The organism is Paenibacillus sanfengchensis (assembly GCF_036864765.1).
Taxonomy (GTDB): Bacteria; Bacillota; Bacilli; order Paenibacillales; family Paenibacillaceae; genus Fontibacillus; species Fontibacillus sanfengchensis.
Genome location: NZ_JBAGJC010000007.1, coordinates 232851 through 248392 on the forward strand (window position 1 = coordinate 232851; position 15542 = coordinate 248392).

The following is a 15542-nucleotide window of genomic DNA, read 5'->3' on the forward strand; positions in this document are numbered from 1 at the left end:
GTCATTTTAACAGCGAAAATCCATACAATCAATGTTATAATTGTATGGATTACAATTTTAAGAGGTGTCCCTATCCCATGCCCATCAATTCTTTTACCGATTATCCTATGTCTTGGAAACCGGAGCGAACGGCGCTTTCACGCCCACTTTACCTGTCGCTTGCCTCGTTACTGGAACACGATATTACGAACGGCTTGCTGGCCCCCGGCACAAGACTCCCGCCCCAGAGGGAACTGGCAGATTTTTTGGACGTCAACTTTACGACGATTACGCGCGCGTACAAACTATGCGAATTGAAAGGTTTAATTTATGCGGTTACCGGAAGCGGTACGTTTGTCTCTCCCAATGCCGCACGCTGCTCCATCACCATTTCCAAAGAGATGTCCCATGAGTGCATCGAATTGGGTTTTGTCGAATCGTTTGAACGAACCAACAGCTTTGTGGCCGAAGCCGCCAGAAAAGTGATGGAGAAAGGTTATTTGGAGCAGCTTTTTAATTATAATCACCCTACGGGAATGCCCCACCAAAAAGCGGCCGCGCTGAATTGGATGAAGAGCTTCGGCATGGATGCGGACATCGAACAGGTGTGCATTGTATCCGGAGCGCAGAATGCTCTGGCGATCACGTTGTTGGGTCTGTTTGAACCCGGACAAAGAATTGCGGTAGACATGTACACCTATGCGAATTTTATCGAAATTTCGAAATCGCTGCGAGTCAAGCTGGTTCCGATCCCCGGAGATGAGCATGGAATGCTCCCTCACGCCCTGGAGTATCAGTGTCAGCAATCGGATATACACGGCGTGTTTGTCATGCCTTCCTGCAGCAACCCGACAGCCATTGTGATGCCGGAATACCGGAAGAAGGAATTGGCCGCTTTGATTCGGAAACATCGTTTGATCGTTATCGAAGATGATCCCCACGCCTTCTTGTCGGTCCATACCCCTGATCTCTATAGTCCGCCGATCTATCGGCTTGTCCCGGAACAAACGATTTATATTTGCAGCACCTCCAAATCCATTTGTTCGGGGCTGAGGGTGGCTTATCTTGTTTTCGGCGATGTTTTTCAAAAGAGGATACACGAGGCGATTTTTAATATGAATGTCAAAACTTCATCCTTGGATGCCGAGATCGTGACCGAGCTGATTTTATCCGGAAAGGCCAGCGCCATGTCGGAGAAGAAAAAACGGTTGGCGCTATCCGCCAACCGTTTATTCGACGAGCTGTTCCCCCACTCTCCGCGCACGGGCCACCCGCTAAGCTATTATAGATGGCTGCCCATATCCGACCCTGCCACCGGAACTCGCCTGGAGAGTTTCTTTTTGAGTAAGGGGATTCGTGTTTATCATTCGGACCGTTTTTGGACCGGAGGCAAAACACAGGGCAATTACTTAAGAATCGCGCTTTCTTCCACAACTTCTCTGGATGAATTACGGAAGGGTTTGGAAGTTTTAAAGGAACATCTCGGAACTTGACCGAGAGCGGCATTCTTCCCCCCCCCCCCTTGCGCATTTAAAAAATGGTCGGGACCATCCCCCCATCCATCCGGATGGGGGATCCTTTAAACGCGGAGGCGTAAGGACTGCATAAAAACGCAGCCAGTCTCCCGATTTCCGTCGGCTTGATAAATCGCTGAAGCTCGGACTGAGGCAGGTTGGCCGCCATAAAACGTTTTTCTTTTTCGGAAAAAGACAGCTCTTCCTCTGGATACGCCCCCTCGATGATTTGAAGCACTTTCTCGGAGAGGGTGGGTCCCGGCATGATCGTATTGACGGTGACTTCGGTACCTTTTGTCAGTTTCGATAAGCTTTTTGCCAAGGACAGCAGCATCGATTTGGTTACCCCATACTGCGGCATTAGCCCTGAAGGCATTACGGCTTCTTCGCTGGCGATGAAGATAATACGGCCCTCGTTCTTCTTCAACATATTGGGCAGATAAAACCGGGATAATTCGTTAGCAGTTAAAAAATTGGTACGGAAATAATTGTTCCATACTTCATCGTCGATATCCCCATACTGCATAATCTCATAAATTCCTATATTGTTAACCAATATATCGACGTGGGGGTATTTTTGAAACAATGCTTCCCTTTGCCCCCAATCCACTAAATCGGCTGCTGCATTTTGCGGCGAGGTAGTCGGGTAAGCTAACTTGATCTCATGGACCGTCCGCTCCACCTCTTCATGATTTCGTCCATTAATCAGTACATGAACCCCTTCTTTGGCAAGTTCAATGGCGATGGCTCTACCAATCCCCTTTGTTGATCCCGTAACCAAAGCTGTTTTCCCGTATAATCCCATGTCCATCTTCAACTTCTCCTTGTCATTTACTTGTCCGGAACGTGATTATCATACCTTGTCGGGATGGGTCGGTAACTAGTCTGTTACGCCAAACTCCTTGCATCCTGCGCCAAATGAAAATTCAATACATCCCCAATTGTCGGTTGCGCCAGTTCGAAGGCGTATCCCCTTCCCAAAGGCGGAAGGCCCGATAGAACGAGTTCTGATCTTCATATCCTACCAAAAGAGCCACCTCTTTGATCCCGAGCTCCGGATCCGCCAAATAGTCGCGCGCCTGCTCATGCCTGGCTTGTACGAGCAATTGCTTGAAATTTGTATCCTCTTCCGCTAGCCGACGCTGCAACGTACGTTCGCTCATGTTCAGTTCCTTCGCGATTACACGAATGTCGGGGCGTCCCCCTGTAAGGGAACGTTTCATCATCCGTATGACCGTTTCGGTGAAGGAACGGCTGCGCCGGTGTTCAGCCAGGGAGCGGTCCAAGGCGGGGGTGAGGAGTTCCAGCAGTTCTTCATTGTATGTGACAAAGGGAAGGTCCAGATCTTTGCGCTGCAGCGTCATTCGATTGCCGTCTGCGCCCACCCGGATAGGGCAGCCAAAATAAGCTTCCAAAGCCCGGATATCGCCCATATCGTCCGAAAATTCGACGAGCTTCGCCGTCAAAGGTTGCCCTGTACCCCGGCGTCCAAGCTCGAGAAGAAAGGCCAGCGTAATACCAATCAGGATCTGCGGACCGGGTTTCCCGGGCTCTAGCCAGTCCAATTCGATCGTACAGCGCTCGCCCTCCTCGATAATATACAAGCATTCGGGAGGACAAAGCGGCTTGTACCGGGTCATTCGGTTCAGGGCGTCACGATAATCGCGGGCGTGGTATGTCGCCAAAACGCTTGGCGGGTATTTTGCGGCTTCAAAGGCTGTCGCCAACTGGATGATCCCTTCCGCCGGTCCATTCTTAAGCTCGGAATAGGCCTGCCATATCGCGAAATATTGAGCTGTAGTGACGGCGGGCTCGGTAATTACAGTAACCGGCAATCCCGCTGTTCGAGCTACATCTTGGGCGGCAATCCCCAGCCTATGCATTCCGGCCCAAAATCCCGGCGGAAATTTAATGCGGTCTAAGGTCTGTGACTTCATATAACAGTTCTCCTCCAGCAGCTTATGTGTAATTCTCCTGATCATGAGCCACGGTGGACTTGAACCTTATCCAACCTGTGACTATCGCTCCCCCCTCCGAATGATTGCCGACGGAAAGTTGACCTCCATGCCGCCTGATGATCCTTTGGGAGATGGTTAAGCCTAGACCGCTGCCTCCTTTCGTTCCGACGTATAGAATAACGACGGTGATCATGACCTTCTCGATGCCGATGACGAAGATGGATAGGCCGGCCACGATCAGATCGAAAAACAGCAAGGCATAGCTCACGTTCCAGTCCCAGCATTTCTTGGCGAGCCGGGCAAGTATGGTCGTTCCCGCGGTCGCTCCCCCTACCCGAATGATGATCCCGATGCCTACGCCGGCCAGCAAACCCGCAAAAATCGCATTGATAAACGGTTCGTGCGATGAGATCCTCCAGTGCTCGGTCAGATGCAGGAACAAGGAATTGAAGCCGACGGCGATAATCGTGTACACCGTAGTTTTCTTATCCAGCAACTTGTATCCGATAATTAATAAAACGCCGTTCAGAACGGCGCTGACGATGGCCGGAGGCCATTCGAGCAGATAAAAAAAACAGAATAATGGAAATCCCGGTCACGCCACCCTCACCGAAATCGTTCGGGATGATAAACAGCTTGACTGCCAGAGCGAACAGCAGCGCTCCGATGATCAGCATGGACAAATCGAAACTTCTTTTCTTCAAACCGTTAACCTCAAAATAAAGCTGAACTCACAAAGAAAAGCGATTAAAGGAAAAAACCATCCTTTAATCGCTTTAGGTACCATAGGTCGCTCAGTTCTTTTAATACTTCTCATTATAGTGGGCAGTTTGCCCGTTGTAAACTCATTTTCTTCCAGTTAAAAGGAAACCGGCAAAGATTTCAAGCTCTGCGAGGATAAAGTCGCCTCCCAGCTAATGTCTTCTACAGGAAGGCTGAGTCGAAGATGAGGCATGCGTTTAAGAAGCGTGGTAAAAGCAATATCTCCTTCCACTCGGGCGAGCGGCGCACCCAAACACATATGGATTCCATGACCGAAAGCAAGATGCCGCTTGATGTTCCGGGTAATATCCAGTTCCTCCGGTTGATTGAATTGAAGCTCATCGCGATTGGCCGACTTGACTAAAGGGATAACGACATCCCCTCTTTTGATTTGCTGCCCGGCGAATTCGATATCTTCGGTGGCAAAACGCGGGCCGGTAGCTGTAGCCGGTCCATGAAACCGCAGCAGTTCTTCGACCGCGGAAGGAACCAGACGGAGATCGGCTTTTAGTTTATTCCACTGCTCGGGATGGCTCAATAACAGGAAGGAGCCGGTAGCAATGAGGTTCGAGGTCGTCTCGTGCCCGGCAAAAATCAGCAAGGTGACCATGGAAATCAGTTCCTCTTCGCTTAACCGATCCCCTTCTTCTTCGATGGCAATCAATTGGCTGATTAAATCGTCGGAAGGGGACTTCCGCTTGGCGGCCACAAGCTGGGAAGTATAATGCCCGAAGGCTTTCAAATGCTCCGCTACCTCGGGATCTTGTTTTCCGAAGCCTAGCCCCCGCGCAATCGAACCCGACCATACCCGAATTTGTTCCTGGTCCTCCCGGGGAACCCCGAGCATTTCGGAAATAACATTGATGGGCAGCGGATAGGCGTAATCTTTTACAATATCCATGCTGCCTTGGCCTTGTACCCTGTCCAGCAATTCGTCGGCGATCTCTTGAACGCGCGGGCGCAAACTCTCCATATATCTCGGTGTAAAAGCTTTGGATACCAAGGCCCGTAACCTTTTATGGTCGGGCTCGTCGACAAAGAGCATGGACTTGCCTGTGAAAAAAGTTTGCGGAGCCGTGGAATCCGTCTGAGGCCTGATATCAGACATGTCCGGAATGGTACTCGGATCCACGGTAAATCGGGAATGTTCCCTAAGGACCTGCATAGCTTCTTCCAAACGGGTCACGATCCAGGCTTGTCCTCGTTCACCCAGCGGGTTCGGTACCGGAATCACGGGTCCCATCCCCCGAAGCCGGGCGAAGAAGGGAAACGGGTCTTTCACGTCCTCCCCACTGAATAATTGGAATCCTGTTTTTTCCGGCATGTCGTGATTTGCGGTATTCATGACAACCATCCCTTCACAGGTTGATTTTTGAATAAGCCTATGGTTAGAAAGCGGCCGTCCAACCGCCATCAGCGGCGATAACAGCGCCGTTGATAAAGCTGGATTCGTCCGAAGCCAGGAATAGAGCCACTTCGGCGATTTCCTCCGCCTGTCCGATACGAGGAATAACCCCTTGCGTCACTTTGGTGCGGGAAGCACCAAACTCGTTCACGTTCTTGATTGTGGAACTGATATTGGTCATCGTCGCTCCGGGCGCAATGGCATTGCAGCGAATGCCTTGTTGAGCATACATGAACCCGGTGTTTTTCGTCAGGCCGATTACCGCGTGCTTGGAAGCGGTATACGCGGCGCCTGCATGCGCTCCGCTGAAGCCCCCCGTCGATGCCGTGTTTATAATGACACCGCCGCCTTTTTCCAAAAAGATCGGGACCGCTTTGCGAATCGCGCGCATGACGGCTTTCGTATTGATGTCGAAGATCAGATCCCATTTTTCGTCTTCCACATCCCCTACAGGGGCCATGTTATCCATAATTCCCGCATTGTTGACCAGGATATCCAACGTACCGAATTGGTTGACGGCCGTATCGATCATCGTGTTGATCTCGTTAAGATCGGCCACGTCGGTTCTTAGAGCCAAAGACGTTCCGCCGCTGGCCTGAATGGCACCGGCCACCGCCTGTGCGCCATCCAGGTTCACGTCGCTAACAATAACGCTCGCTCCTTCGCGAGCAAATAACTCGGCAATGGCTTTTCCCATACCGGAAGCGGAACCCGTGACGACGGCCACTTTACCTTTCAAACGCATAACCTTTTCCCTCCAAACATCGTAGTCGGTTGAAACTTGAAAAGCGTCTATTCCTCCTCCCGCACAATTTAAATTTAAATAATTTAACTAATTTTTATTTTATACGCCTAGTATATTTAATGTCAAATTCTACATCTTTGTCTATCGGATTCAATTTAAAGTTAGCACTAAATTATACTACTCGTATATTTTTTTCACGACTATGTCAGGTTTCCGCGGAATGCCCCTTTTCTCCAATGTACCTCCAGAGCTTATCTTCGAGCCTTCTGGCCACCAGACGGAACGGCGTGGCTTCAAATCGCCTGCGTAATTCTTTCAATACGACTTCAATAAGCGACTTGTTCAACGTTTCCTCTTGAAAAAGCATGAAAAGCCCTTGCGTAATTTCCTTAGTTCTGACGGATTCATAGGATGCTTGTATAGTTGAATTAAATGTGCGAAGCTCTTGAACTAGTGCAGCCTTATCTATGGCGCTATCATTCTCGCCGGAACTAAACTGCACAAGAACTTGTACGTTCAGGATATGTTCATTTTGTTCATGCATGATGTTCATGATCGCTTCTATGTAACTTAAAACCCGCGGCACGACCTCTTTCCAGTTGGGCTGCTGATCCTGAAATCCCCTTGAAATATTCGCGATTTGGTGAAGCATACCGTAACAGAGCATAGCTCCTTCTGTAGCATACGGTCTGATCTCGTCTCCAAATAATCCCGTCAACCGTTCAGCCAACCACTGCAACTGCGTGCGGATCAAGGAAGTGGAATCGAATTCTCCCGAGTAAAACCCCGTCCAGAATAGTTCCAGTACACGCTGCTTGTCGGGTAAAGTCATCGGTATGGCTAGTTGGTCCACCAGCAAATCAAATTTGGAAGTGTAATCACGCTTCTCCAAGTTGCTGAGCAGCACCAGATCTTCCCGCAAGCGCTGCTCAAATATGGCCGCAATGCATGCTTCCTTGGAGTCAAAATATTTATAAAAGGTCCCTTTGGATACTCCCGATTGATACAGAATCATTTGAATGGTTGTATTGGAATAGCCATGCTCTATAAATAAAGCCAATGCGGCGTCTAACAATGTCTGCCTGCGATTGCTCACGATTGTGAAATCTCCTTTTGGACAGCACCGGTTTTTACTATGATTGTACCATTAGGTAAAAGTCCAGGGAATGATGGTGATTTTATCCCGTTCTATTCAATTATGTCTTTCCGCAGCCATCGCCGCGGCTTTGGTCTCATGGACCGTGCCGAAGGGATGCTCGGGAGGAGCATAAATAACATATACTTTAAGCGGTTTATTCCCCGTGTTGGTAATGTTATGCCATTTTCCGGCGGGAATAATAACGGCATATCCTTCTCGGGCCATTGCCTGGAAGTTCAGATCCTCCCTGCTGTTGCCCATTTGCACAAGCCCCTGCCCTTCTTCAATGCGTATGAATTGGTCCGTTTCGGGATGAACTTCCAATCCGATATCCTCACCGACGTTAATATTCATCAAGGTGACTTGAAAGTGATTTCCGGTCCATAAAGCGGTGCGAAACGTACGGTTTTGTTCTACGGCCTCTTCTAGGTCAATCACTAAAGGTTTTAAACCATAATCCCTAATGGGAATGTACCCTTGTTCCGGATCGCGGTATGGATATCGAAGGTTCGTACGGTACATATTCATTCTCCTTATCGTTTTTTATATACTATGCAACCGCCCAGCTTATGGGTAGAAATATAGTCAGCAACCCAAAAAAACACCGGTTAGATTGCTAACCGGTGTTTTCGTACCTTGTTGTTTAGTTTTATAACGCCGCGTCGTCCACGCGATCAAGCCACTCTTCGATCCGGCCGATGACCGATGTCACACAGCTCTCTTCAAACGGAGAGATCAGTCCCGCCACCTTTACCAGCTCCGTGAACGATTGACTTCCCCCCTGACGGCAAAGCTGCAGATAATCCGCCCAAGCGGCCTGACGATCCTCGTGCATCTTCTTCCAGAACTGGAATGCGCAGATTTGAGCCAAAGTGTAATCAATATAGTAGAACGGGGTATTGTAAATATGGCCCTGTTTGTGCCAGAAGCCTCCCCGCTCCAAATACTCGTTATTCGCGTAATTGCGGTGAGGCAAATACTTGCGCTCGATCTCCCGCCACGCTTGCTTGCGTTCCGCCGGCGTCGCATCCGGATTCTCGTAGACGAAATGCTGAAATTCATCCACGGTGACCCCGTACGGAATAAATAGGAGCGCGCTGGCCAAATGATCGAAACGATATTTATCGGCTTCCTCCTTGAAGAACAGATCCATCCATGGCCAGGTGAAGAATTCCATGCTCATGGAGTGGATTTCACAAGCTTCGTAAGTCGCAAAGCCGTATTCCGGTACTTCAAAACCCCGGCTCTCATACACCTGAAAGGCATGCCCGGCTTCATGCGTCAACACATCGATGTCGCCGGACGTGCCGTTGAAGTTCGAGAAAATAAACGGGGCCTTGTACTCGCTAATATAGGTGCAGTATCCTCCACTCTGCTTGCCTTTTTTCGCGACAAGGTCCATCAATCCGTTCTCTTGCATAAACGTGAAGAACTCGTTCGTCTCCGGAGACAATTCCGCATACATCTTGGCCCCGTTGCTTACGATCCATTCGGGATCGCCTTTAGGCGTTGCGTTACCTGACTTGAAGGCAAAATTCTCATCATAATACAGCAGTTGGTCCACGCCGATCCGGTTCCTCTGACGCGCCTTCAGCTTCGTTGCGACAGGAACAATATGCTCAAGCACCTGGTTCCGGAAATTCGCCACCATTTCGGCATTGTAATCCGTACGGGCCATCCGTGCATAACCGAGTTCCACGAAATTGTTGAATCCAAGCTTCTTGGCGATTTTCGTTCTGACTTTGACCAGGTCATCATAGAGGCGGTCGAGTGTCTCCTCATTTTCGGCCATAAAACCGCTGGAAGCTTCCGTGGCGCGTTTCCGCATCTCCCGATCCGTGGACTGTTGAAAAGGAATCAGCTGAGGCAACGTACGTTCCTCACCTTCGAAAGGAATTTTTGCCGAAGCGATCAGCTTAGCATATTCCGTCGTCAGTTTGTTCTCTTGCTGTAGATCCTCGATAACCTCAGGACTGAATGTTTTGAGCGACAGCTCGGCAAGGCGGAACAGCTGGTGCCCCCATTTTTTCTCCAGGTTCTCGCGGAATTTGGAAGTGACCAGTGCCCGGTAATAATCCGTAATATACTCCTGCACGACGGGACCGTTCTCGTCGAAAAAGTCCTGCTCCGCCTTATAGAACTCATCGTTGGTATCGATCGAATGCCGAATGCTGGCGAGCTGCTGAAGCGTATCGAACTGGCTCCGAAGCTTGTTGATTTCGGTCATCGCCCGATCCTGCTCTTCATAAGTACCGGCAGACGTAAAGCCGTTCAGGAGTTCCCTGAACTTTTGCTCGAAAACCTGCACATCAGGCCGCTCATAATGGTAATCGCTAAATTTCATAGAATGCACCTAACCTTTCAAAATGATCTTTTAAAGGAAATCTTTGTATGCAGTTACCGATCATTATACTAAATTCCCTTTTTTGATGACAGATCACGGAAATAAATAATAAAGGACCGCCCCTGATTGAGCAGTCCTTCGTATCGGCTTAAAAAGTGATCGTGGCTCTCCAGGACCCTCCGCCTTGAGTACAAGTGTAGGTGCCTGTAACCGTTCGGCGGTCCGCCGCTAGGGTACCTGTATAATCGCAATTATTTCCGTCACTGCTGTTTCTCCGCAGAACCTGAACGTTGTTGCCGTATATATTGATCGTCAAAACGGCCGTGACATCCTGTGCGCCAGGCATCGTCCATCTGGCATCGAAAATGTTGCTGTTCCCCCGGCGCCGCCAAACGCCGCTCCATCCGCCTTCTTGTTCATACCAGACTCTGCCTAAGCCTATAGTTTCGCGCCGAATGATAATAGCGGTCCATGTCCCTCCCCCTTGATCGCATCGATAGGTCCCGGTAACCGTACGCCCGTCTCCCGAGAGTGTTCCGGTGTAAACGCAATCATTGCCGTCGCTGCTGTTTTGCCGCAAGACAAATACAAAATTACCGAAAATATAGATCGTCAAAACTGCCGTTATGGGTTGGACTCCAGGCATCGTCCATCTGGCATCAAAAATGTTGCTACTTCCCCGGCGCCGCCACACCCCGCTCCATCCACCTTCTTGTTCACGCCATTCAACGCCCAAGTCTTGCTGGCGTGCTGAGCCGCCGCCGGATGTTTCTAAAGGATAGCCGTTTTGAGGGTACCCAAATGGACCGTAACCATGCGGGGCGTAACTTGATGGAGCGTCATTATATTGAATCATTCATTCTTCTCCTTTGTTGTAGTTATTTAGCAATATATTATGGTGGGTTTTCGCCTATGGTGCCTATAGTAGTTACTTTGGACAAGTTGAACGAGTTTTTCGCATCAAGTTTTGAATGTAAGAGCAGGGCATATTAACAAAAATTTAATTATGTTAACCAGATTGAGTTTAGGCGGTCAGGTAATCCAACTTGGACATAAAATTTAAACCGTTCAGACTGTCGGTACCTCAATCGTCGTCATGGCGCTTCGTTTCTGTTCGTCATTAATATGCGTATAGATCATGGTTGTTTCAATTGAAGCATGGCCTAACAGCTCTTTTACGACCCGGATATCAACATTGTGATTCAGCAGCATTGTCGCAAAGGAGTGCCGCAGCTTATGACAGGATAATTTCAAATCGGTCATCTGCGGATGATCCTGTTTGAAAGCATCGAAAACCGCCGTAGTGATCTTCTGAATCTGACGGATCGACAGTCTTCTCCCTTTCTGGGATACAAAGAAGGCTTCTTCCCTAGCATTATAAGGTTGAATTCGCCCCTCCCCCACTTTCACAAGATATTCTACAACTAAATCAGGCAGCGGAATCTCATTCCATTTCCGACCCTTGCCCAACACTTCGAGCGTTCCCTTTTCTTTTTTAAAATGGGACAAATTCATCCGGTGAACTTCGCCGACCCGTAAGCCGCAGTAACCCATGAGCAGGAACATCGCTAAATTTCGATCTCGATACCGGCCATCCACATAGGAAAGTACTTTCCTGAGATCCTGCTCTTCCAAATAAACCGGAATTTTATTTTTTTCCGTCTTCGATTTCTTGACCTCTAATGCGGGGTTTCTTGAGGCAAGCTCAAAATCGATCAATGAAGTATAGAACGAACGGATCGCGGATAGAGTCCGGTTTCTCGTCTTATCGCCAGCCGATTCTTGCTTGGAAACGAGAAAGCTGACGATATTCAATTTCCCTGCTTGCTGCACAGGAAGTTCATCCAGCGAGGACAAATAATCGTATACTTCTCTCAAATATTCTTTTCTCGTTGTCTCGGTATAGCCCGATTGCTTCATCCAAATCGTAAATGCTTGGATCGGCCCCGAATAGACTTCTTCTATGTCATGTTTATTCATCGATGCATTCCCTCGCAAAAAACATTTGTTTATTATACAAAATTGACTCCCATCTTCTCATAAACAAACCACTTAAAATCAAAAGTGCGCAAAATACGTGTTTGGCGTACTTATTATAGCACATATGTTCTCTAAGGGGAATGAGATCCACAACCGCTGATATAATATAAAAAAATGGTCTTCAAGCGCAACTGGTTGCTATAAAGGCGTTGATATCGCCTAGCATTAAAGATCAAATCATTGAAAGGTACGGTCGAAAGAGCATAGAAAACTATAGTTCTGAATTTTTCAAAGCGACAATCCATATCCCTCAAAACAGTATTGGATTTCAATTTTTAGCGAGTTTCGGTACAAATCTAGTGATCGTAGAGCCCAAAACATATGTGCAAGACTTTCGAAATTACTTAAATGAAATGATGGAGAACTATTCTTAACATACTTCACGGCTATTCTGGGGAGATGCTCTTCTCTCCGATTTACTCCTATGAGTGTCATATCCCGAATAAGATATGATTCGACGTAAAATGCGATTAAATATGATAAATCCCCTCTTCAATTCGCTGAATGCAAGATTCGGCAAATTTGAAATAATCAAAATTACGGTTAGGATCATCTTTGGTTAGTCCGCTATAAAATAGGCCCCAAGCCACCTCACGGACCATCGCCACAAATTTCATTTCCAGAAAAATACGAAAAGCATCTTCCTCAAATAAACCGAAGTAAAGGGTAAGCCACTCACGCTCTTCCGCTTCGCTAAATTGATTCGAAAACGGAATCAGGGTCAATTCAAAAAATATATCGCCAACACCGGACAATTCCCAATCAATGATTTGTAACTGCTCGCCTGTAAAAATCATGTTGCACAAGAAAGAATCGTTGTGACAGAACTTGTTATTGTAAGTTTTGTCATTACTGCGCATATGGGCTATCTTTTCAATGCGATTGAGAATTTGCAGCAGTCCGCTCGGATATTTGACCCCCAACAGATCTGCACCTTTCAGATACCCAAAAATCAAGTCGTATGGCGTACAAGTCCGATCCAACCCTTCCATGCTATGTATAATCTTTAGACGATCCATAATCATGTTCTTGATAGCGTTGTTATTAAGGTCACTCTTCTCGAGCATTCGGCCGTCGATGTAATTGGTGACTACAAAGCGCTGCGGGTCATCAGCGAATATCACTTCGGGGGCTATCCCCTTCTGGCTGGCCTTCGTGCATGACCTCGATTTCGGAATGACGCGTGAGATTCAAATATTCGTTTTGCCGGCTGTTCAAACGTAACACATACGTGTGTTGTTTCGTATTAACCTTAAATGTTTGGTTGCAAAGCCCGCCGCTAAGCTCCTGATAATGAGTAAAATTTCGGTTCAATTCCGGAACAGCATGAATAATATCATCGACGATGTTCATGTCTACAACCCCCTCTTCAGCCAGCAATCATAATATTAAGAACCCATGCTCTATTTCCCACATTATTCCTGATTCTAAAACTACATTAACACCTTGATTTACATATGTCAAAACAAATTGATTCATTTGTTTATTTTTTTGTTTTCATTTGTAAACTTAATTGATTACATATGGACAAATCACGGGACTTAGACACCACTGCCGTTTTTTTCCTCGAATAAGATATGATTCGACCATTTGAACACTCCTGTCATGGCTTATTTGCTTGGCAATATCGCAATATCTCCTTTTTACGAAATTCATTAATAGTTGATCCAACAACAAAAAAAGAAAGGGCTTAAAACTTAAGCTCCCTTCTTCCTGAATATTCGCGTTTTTGGAGTTTAGTTAAACCCGCCGTTGACTCGTATCGTCTGTCCGGTGATCCAGCGGGCTTTGCTGCTGACGAGCAGTTCAACCGCATTCGCAATATCCTCCGGCTCCCCAAGCCGGCCGAACCCATTCATTCGGCGGTACGACTCGATCAGTTCCTCCGATTTTCCGTTCAAGAATAACTCGGTGGATACTTGCCCAGGCGCTATGCAGTTAATAACGATGTCCCTGGGACCAAATTCTTTGGCCAATTGGCGGGTCAGCTGTTCAACCGCCCCTTTCGTTGCCGCGTATACGCTGTACGCCGGGAGCATCGCTCCCGAGACGGAGGTCGAGAAGTTAATGATAGTTCCGCCTTTAGCCATATGTTTCATGGCTTGCTGGCAAGCGAAGTAGGTTCCTTTCACATTAATCGCAAAGTGCCGGTCAAACATCTCCTCTGTCACGTCCTCGATAGACCTGCATTCCATGATGCCGGCGTTATTCACCAGAATGTCCACATGCCCGAAACGCTCGATTGTTTCCGTAAACAACGACTCAACTTCGCTTATCTCGCCCACATCGGCGCGAATGGCCACGGCTTCTCCTCCGGCTAGTACAATGGAATCTACCAATTCGCCCGCCTTTTCAGGATTAGAGGAATAATTGACAACCACTTTTGCGCCCGCTTGCACCAATTGAACGGCCACCTGACGTCCGATCCCCCTGGAGGCTCCTGTGACGATAGCGACTTTTTCATTTAAACTCATGTTCACGTTCTCCTTTATATTTATTTGGCCGATCCGTTGTCCAGTTGTTTCGACCTCGTACATTCATTATAGGGTCCTTCACTTCGCCCCGTTAGATCATTGCTGTTCAATCCTTGCCTAATTCTCTTCCGCCACGCTAATATAAAATAAACAAACATGCTTTCGGAAAGGAATCTGCAACATGGATGAATTAATGCGCAAAGAGCGAGCGCTGCAACAAATGGCGTCCTTGATACGTCGGCACGCATCGGTAACCGGCACGCATCCGACGGCCGTCCCTTCCTTGACGCTCATGCAGGCCACACAGTCGTCCGAGCCGCTCGAATCGGTATATAAACCGTCCATTTGCGTCGTGGCGCAGGGAGCGAAAACAGCCGCATTGGCCGATGAGATCTACCGTTATGACCCTTCTTTTTACCTCGTTACATCCGTAGAATTGCCGATTGTCGGCAGAATTGTCGATGCCTCCCCGGAAATTCCCTATTTAAGCCTAAAGCTTGGCTTCGACGCCGACGTTATTTGGGACATTGTGAAAGAAATGAACGAACCGTTTACCTGTTCCCCCGAAGCCCGCGGCATCACCGTGAATCAAACCTCTCCTGCCTTACTGGAAGCTCTTGTCCGGCTCTTGCAATTGTTGGATACGCCTAAGGACATTGCGATTATCGCCCCGCTGATTACCCGCGAAATTCTGTATCGGGTGCTGCAGAGCGAGCAAGGCGATATCATTCGGCAATTTGCCGTCATCGGCAGTCACGCGTACAACATCGCTCAAGCGATTCAAGTGATTAATCGGCAATACAACCGTCCACTTATGGTCGAACAACTGGCAAAGTCCGTAAACATGAGCACCTCGGCGTTCCATAAACATTTCAAACGCGTTACGGCGATGAGCCCGTTGCAATATCAGAAAACGGTGCGTTTGCAAGAAGCCCGGCGCTTAATGCTGACGGAGAGCATCCAAGCCTCCGATGCGGCCTTCCGCGTAGGCTATGAGAGCCCATCCCAGTTTAGCCGGGAATACGCCCGTATGTATGGACGTCCGCCTATGTTGGATATTCAAGAGCTTCGCGGTACGATCACGACTTCCCGCGTTCTTCGCTGATGGAAATTTCTTGAGGAACCCTTCAAGCAGAAAAGGCTGCCGATCTGTCCCGGCAGCCTGCTGCTTATAGATTCATCA

At 48.2% G+C, this 15542-nt stretch carries 15 protein-coding genes and 2 pseudogenes; 3 read left to right on the forward strand and 14 right to left on the reverse strand.

The window, feature by feature from the left end; genetic code table 11:
• Positions 1 to 77: 77 nt before the first annotated feature.
• Positions 78 to 1472: an aminotransferase-like domain-containing protein gene (locus V4U84_RS16935; RefSeq protein ID WP_334077579.1), complete on the forward strand. Its 1395-nt coding sequence runs from the start codon at positions 78 to 80 to the stop codon at positions 1470 to 1472.
• Positions 1473 to 1509: 37 nt separating this feature from the next.
• Here the strand turns inward: V4U84_RS16935 and V4U84_RS16940 are convergent, their stop codons facing one another.
• The 11 genes and pseudogenes from V4U84_RS16940 to V4U84_RS16985 form a co-directional block, all read right to left on the reverse strand.
• Complete coding sequence (locus V4U84_RS16940; protein WP_334077580.1) at positions 1510 to 2304, reverse strand: SDR family NAD(P)-dependent oxidoreductase; 795 nt, start codon at positions 2302 to 2304, stop codon at positions 1510 to 1512.
• 115 nt (positions 2305 to 2419) lie between these two features.
• Entirely contained in the window at positions 2420 to 3430 is a 1011-nt protein-coding gene (locus V4U84_RS16945; protein ID WP_334077581.1) for a helix-turn-helix domain-containing protein, read from the reverse strand.
• A 22-nt stretch (positions 3431 to 3452) separates the two neighbouring features.
• On the reverse strand, positions 3453 to 3629 hold the full coding sequence (locus V4U84_RS27035; protein ID WP_464686146.1) for an ATP-binding protein: 177 nt from the start codon (positions 3627 to 3629) through the stop codon (positions 3453 to 3455).
• Positions 3609 to 4155, reverse strand: a pseudogene (locus V4U84_RS16950) (YitT family protein); the annotation flags it as partial. The gene V4U84_RS27035 and the pseudogene V4U84_RS16950, both read right to left, overlap by 21 nt.
• A gap of 155 nt (positions 4156 to 4310) precedes the next feature.
• Positions 4311 to 5558 carry a cytochrome P450 family protein gene (locus V4U84_RS16955; RefSeq protein WP_334077582.1) on the reverse strand — a complete coding sequence of 416 codons (1248 nt, stop codon included), beginning with the start codon at positions 5556 to 5558 and terminating at the stop codon, positions 4311 to 4313.
• Between the two features lie 43 nt (positions 5559 to 5601).
• Positions 5602 to 6363, reverse strand: a complete 762-nt coding sequence (locus V4U84_RS16960) for an SDR family oxidoreductase (protein WP_334077583.1) — start codon at positions 6361 to 6363, stop codon at positions 5602 to 5604.
• 205 nt (positions 6364 to 6568) lie between these two features.
• Positions 6569 to 7459 (reverse strand): TetR/AcrR family transcriptional regulator, encoded by an 891-nt coding sequence (locus V4U84_RS16965; protein ID WP_334077584.1) that lies wholly within the window; start codon positions 7457 to 7459, stop codon positions 6569 to 6571.
• A gap of 96 nt (positions 7460 to 7555) precedes the next feature.
• The gene (locus V4U84_RS16970; RefSeq protein WP_334077585.1) at positions 7556 to 8023 is read right to left on the reverse strand and encodes a cupin domain-containing protein; all 468 of its coding nucleotides are present in this window, start codon (positions 8021 to 8023) and stop codon (positions 7556 to 7558) included.
• 127 nt (positions 8024 to 8150) lie between these two features.
• On the reverse strand, positions 8151 to 9845 hold the full coding sequence (locus tag V4U84_RS16975; RefSeq protein WP_334077586.1) for a M3 family oligoendopeptidase: 1695 nt from the start codon (positions 9843 to 9845) through the stop codon (positions 8151 to 8153).
• A 148-nt stretch (positions 9846 to 9993) separates the two neighbouring features.
• On the reverse strand, positions 9994 to 10701 hold the full coding sequence (locus V4U84_RS16980) for a hypothetical protein (RefSeq protein WP_334077587.1): 708 nt from the start codon (positions 10699 to 10701) through the stop codon (positions 9994 to 9996).
• Between the two features lie 212 nt (positions 10702 to 10913).
• Positions 10914 to 11825: a tyrosine-type recombinase/integrase gene (locus V4U84_RS16985; protein WP_334074581.1), complete on the reverse strand. Its 912-nt coding sequence runs from the start codon at positions 11823 to 11825 to the stop codon at positions 10914 to 10916.
• 182 nt (positions 11826 to 12007) lie between these two features.
• Between V4U84_RS16985 and V4U84_RS16990 the strand changes: the two are divergent.
• Positions 12008 to 12259 (forward strand): annotated as a pseudogene (locus V4U84_RS16990) (helix-turn-helix transcriptional regulator); the annotation flags it as partial.
• A 96-nt stretch (positions 12260 to 12355) separates the two neighbouring features.
• Here V4U84_RS16990 and V4U84_RS16995 read toward each other — a convergent pair.
• The 3 genes from V4U84_RS16995 to V4U84_RS17005 form a co-directional block, all read right to left on the reverse strand.
• Positions 12356 to 13009, reverse strand: a complete 654-nt coding sequence (locus tag V4U84_RS16995; protein ID WP_334077588.1) for a phosphotransferase — start codon at positions 13007 to 13009, stop codon at positions 12356 to 12358.
• Positions 12996 to 13238, reverse strand: a complete 243-nt coding sequence (locus tag V4U84_RS17000) for a protein kinase family protein (RefSeq protein WP_334077589.1) — start codon at positions 13236 to 13238, stop codon at positions 12996 to 12998. The genes V4U84_RS16995 and V4U84_RS17000 overlap by 14 nt, the downstream gene beginning before the upstream one ends.
• Before the next feature lie 383 nt (positions 13239 to 13621).
• Positions 13622 to 14359, reverse strand: coding sequence for an SDR family oxidoreductase (locus tag V4U84_RS17005; protein WP_334077590.1), 738 nt, complete (start codon positions 14357 to 14359; stop codon positions 13622 to 13624).
• A gap of 181 nt (positions 14360 to 14540) precedes the next feature.
• Here V4U84_RS17005 and V4U84_RS17010 point away from each other — a divergent pair, with 181 nt between their 5' ends.
• A complete protein-coding gene (locus V4U84_RS17010; RefSeq protein WP_334074584.1) occupies positions 14541 to 15464 on the forward strand; it encodes an AraC family transcriptional regulator in 924 nt (307 codons plus the stop codon).
• The last annotated feature ends 78 nt before the right edge of the window (positions 15465 to 15542 follow it).

Bases quoted from the DNA above. Each gene is read 5' to 3' on its own strand.
- V4U84_RS16945 (WP_334077581.1), bottom strand. From the start codon at position 3,430: ATGAAGTCACAGACCTTAGACCGCATTAAATTTCCGCCGGGATTTTGG.
- V4U84_RS16955 (WP_334077582.1), bottom strand. From the start codon at position 5,558: ATGAATACCGCAAATCACGACATGCCGGAAAAAACAGGATTCCAATTA.
- V4U84_RS17010 (WP_334074584.1), top strand. From the start codon at position 14,541: ATGGATGAATTAATGCGCAAAGAGCGAGCGCTGCAACAAATGGCGTCC.
- V4U84_RS16980 (WP_334077587.1), bottom strand. From the start codon at position 10,701: ATGATTCAATATAATGACGCTCCATCAAGTTACGCCCCGCATGGTTAC.
- V4U84_RS17000 (WP_334077589.1), bottom strand. From the start codon at position 13,238: ATGAACATCGTCGATGATATTATTCATGCTGTTCCGGAATTGAACCGA.
- V4U84_RS16985 (WP_334074581.1), bottom strand. From the start codon at position 11,825: ATGAATAAACATGACATAGAAGAAGTCTATTCGGGGCCGATCCAAGCA.
- V4U84_RS16935 (WP_334077579.1), top strand. From the start codon at position 78: ATGCCCATCAATTCTTTTACCGATTATCCTATGTCTTGGAAACCGGAG.
- V4U84_RS16940 (WP_334077580.1), bottom strand. From the start codon at position 2,304: ATGGACATGGGATTATACGGGAAAACAGCTTTGGTTACGGGATCAACA.
- V4U84_RS16970 (WP_334077585.1), bottom strand. From the start codon at position 8,023: ATGTACCGTACGAACCTTCGATATCCATACCGCGATCCGGAACAAGGG.
- V4U84_RS17005 (WP_334077590.1), bottom strand. From the start codon at position 14,359: ATGAGTTTAAATGAAAAAGTCGCTATCGTCACAGGAGCCTCCAGGGGG.
- V4U84_RS16960 (WP_334077583.1), bottom strand. From the start codon at position 6,363: ATGCGTTTGAAAGGTAAAGTGGCCGTCGTCACGGGTTCCGCTTCCGGT.
- V4U84_RS16975 (WP_334077586.1), bottom strand. From the start codon at position 9,845: ATGAAATTTAGCGATTACCATTATGAGCGGCCTGATGTGCAGGTTTTC.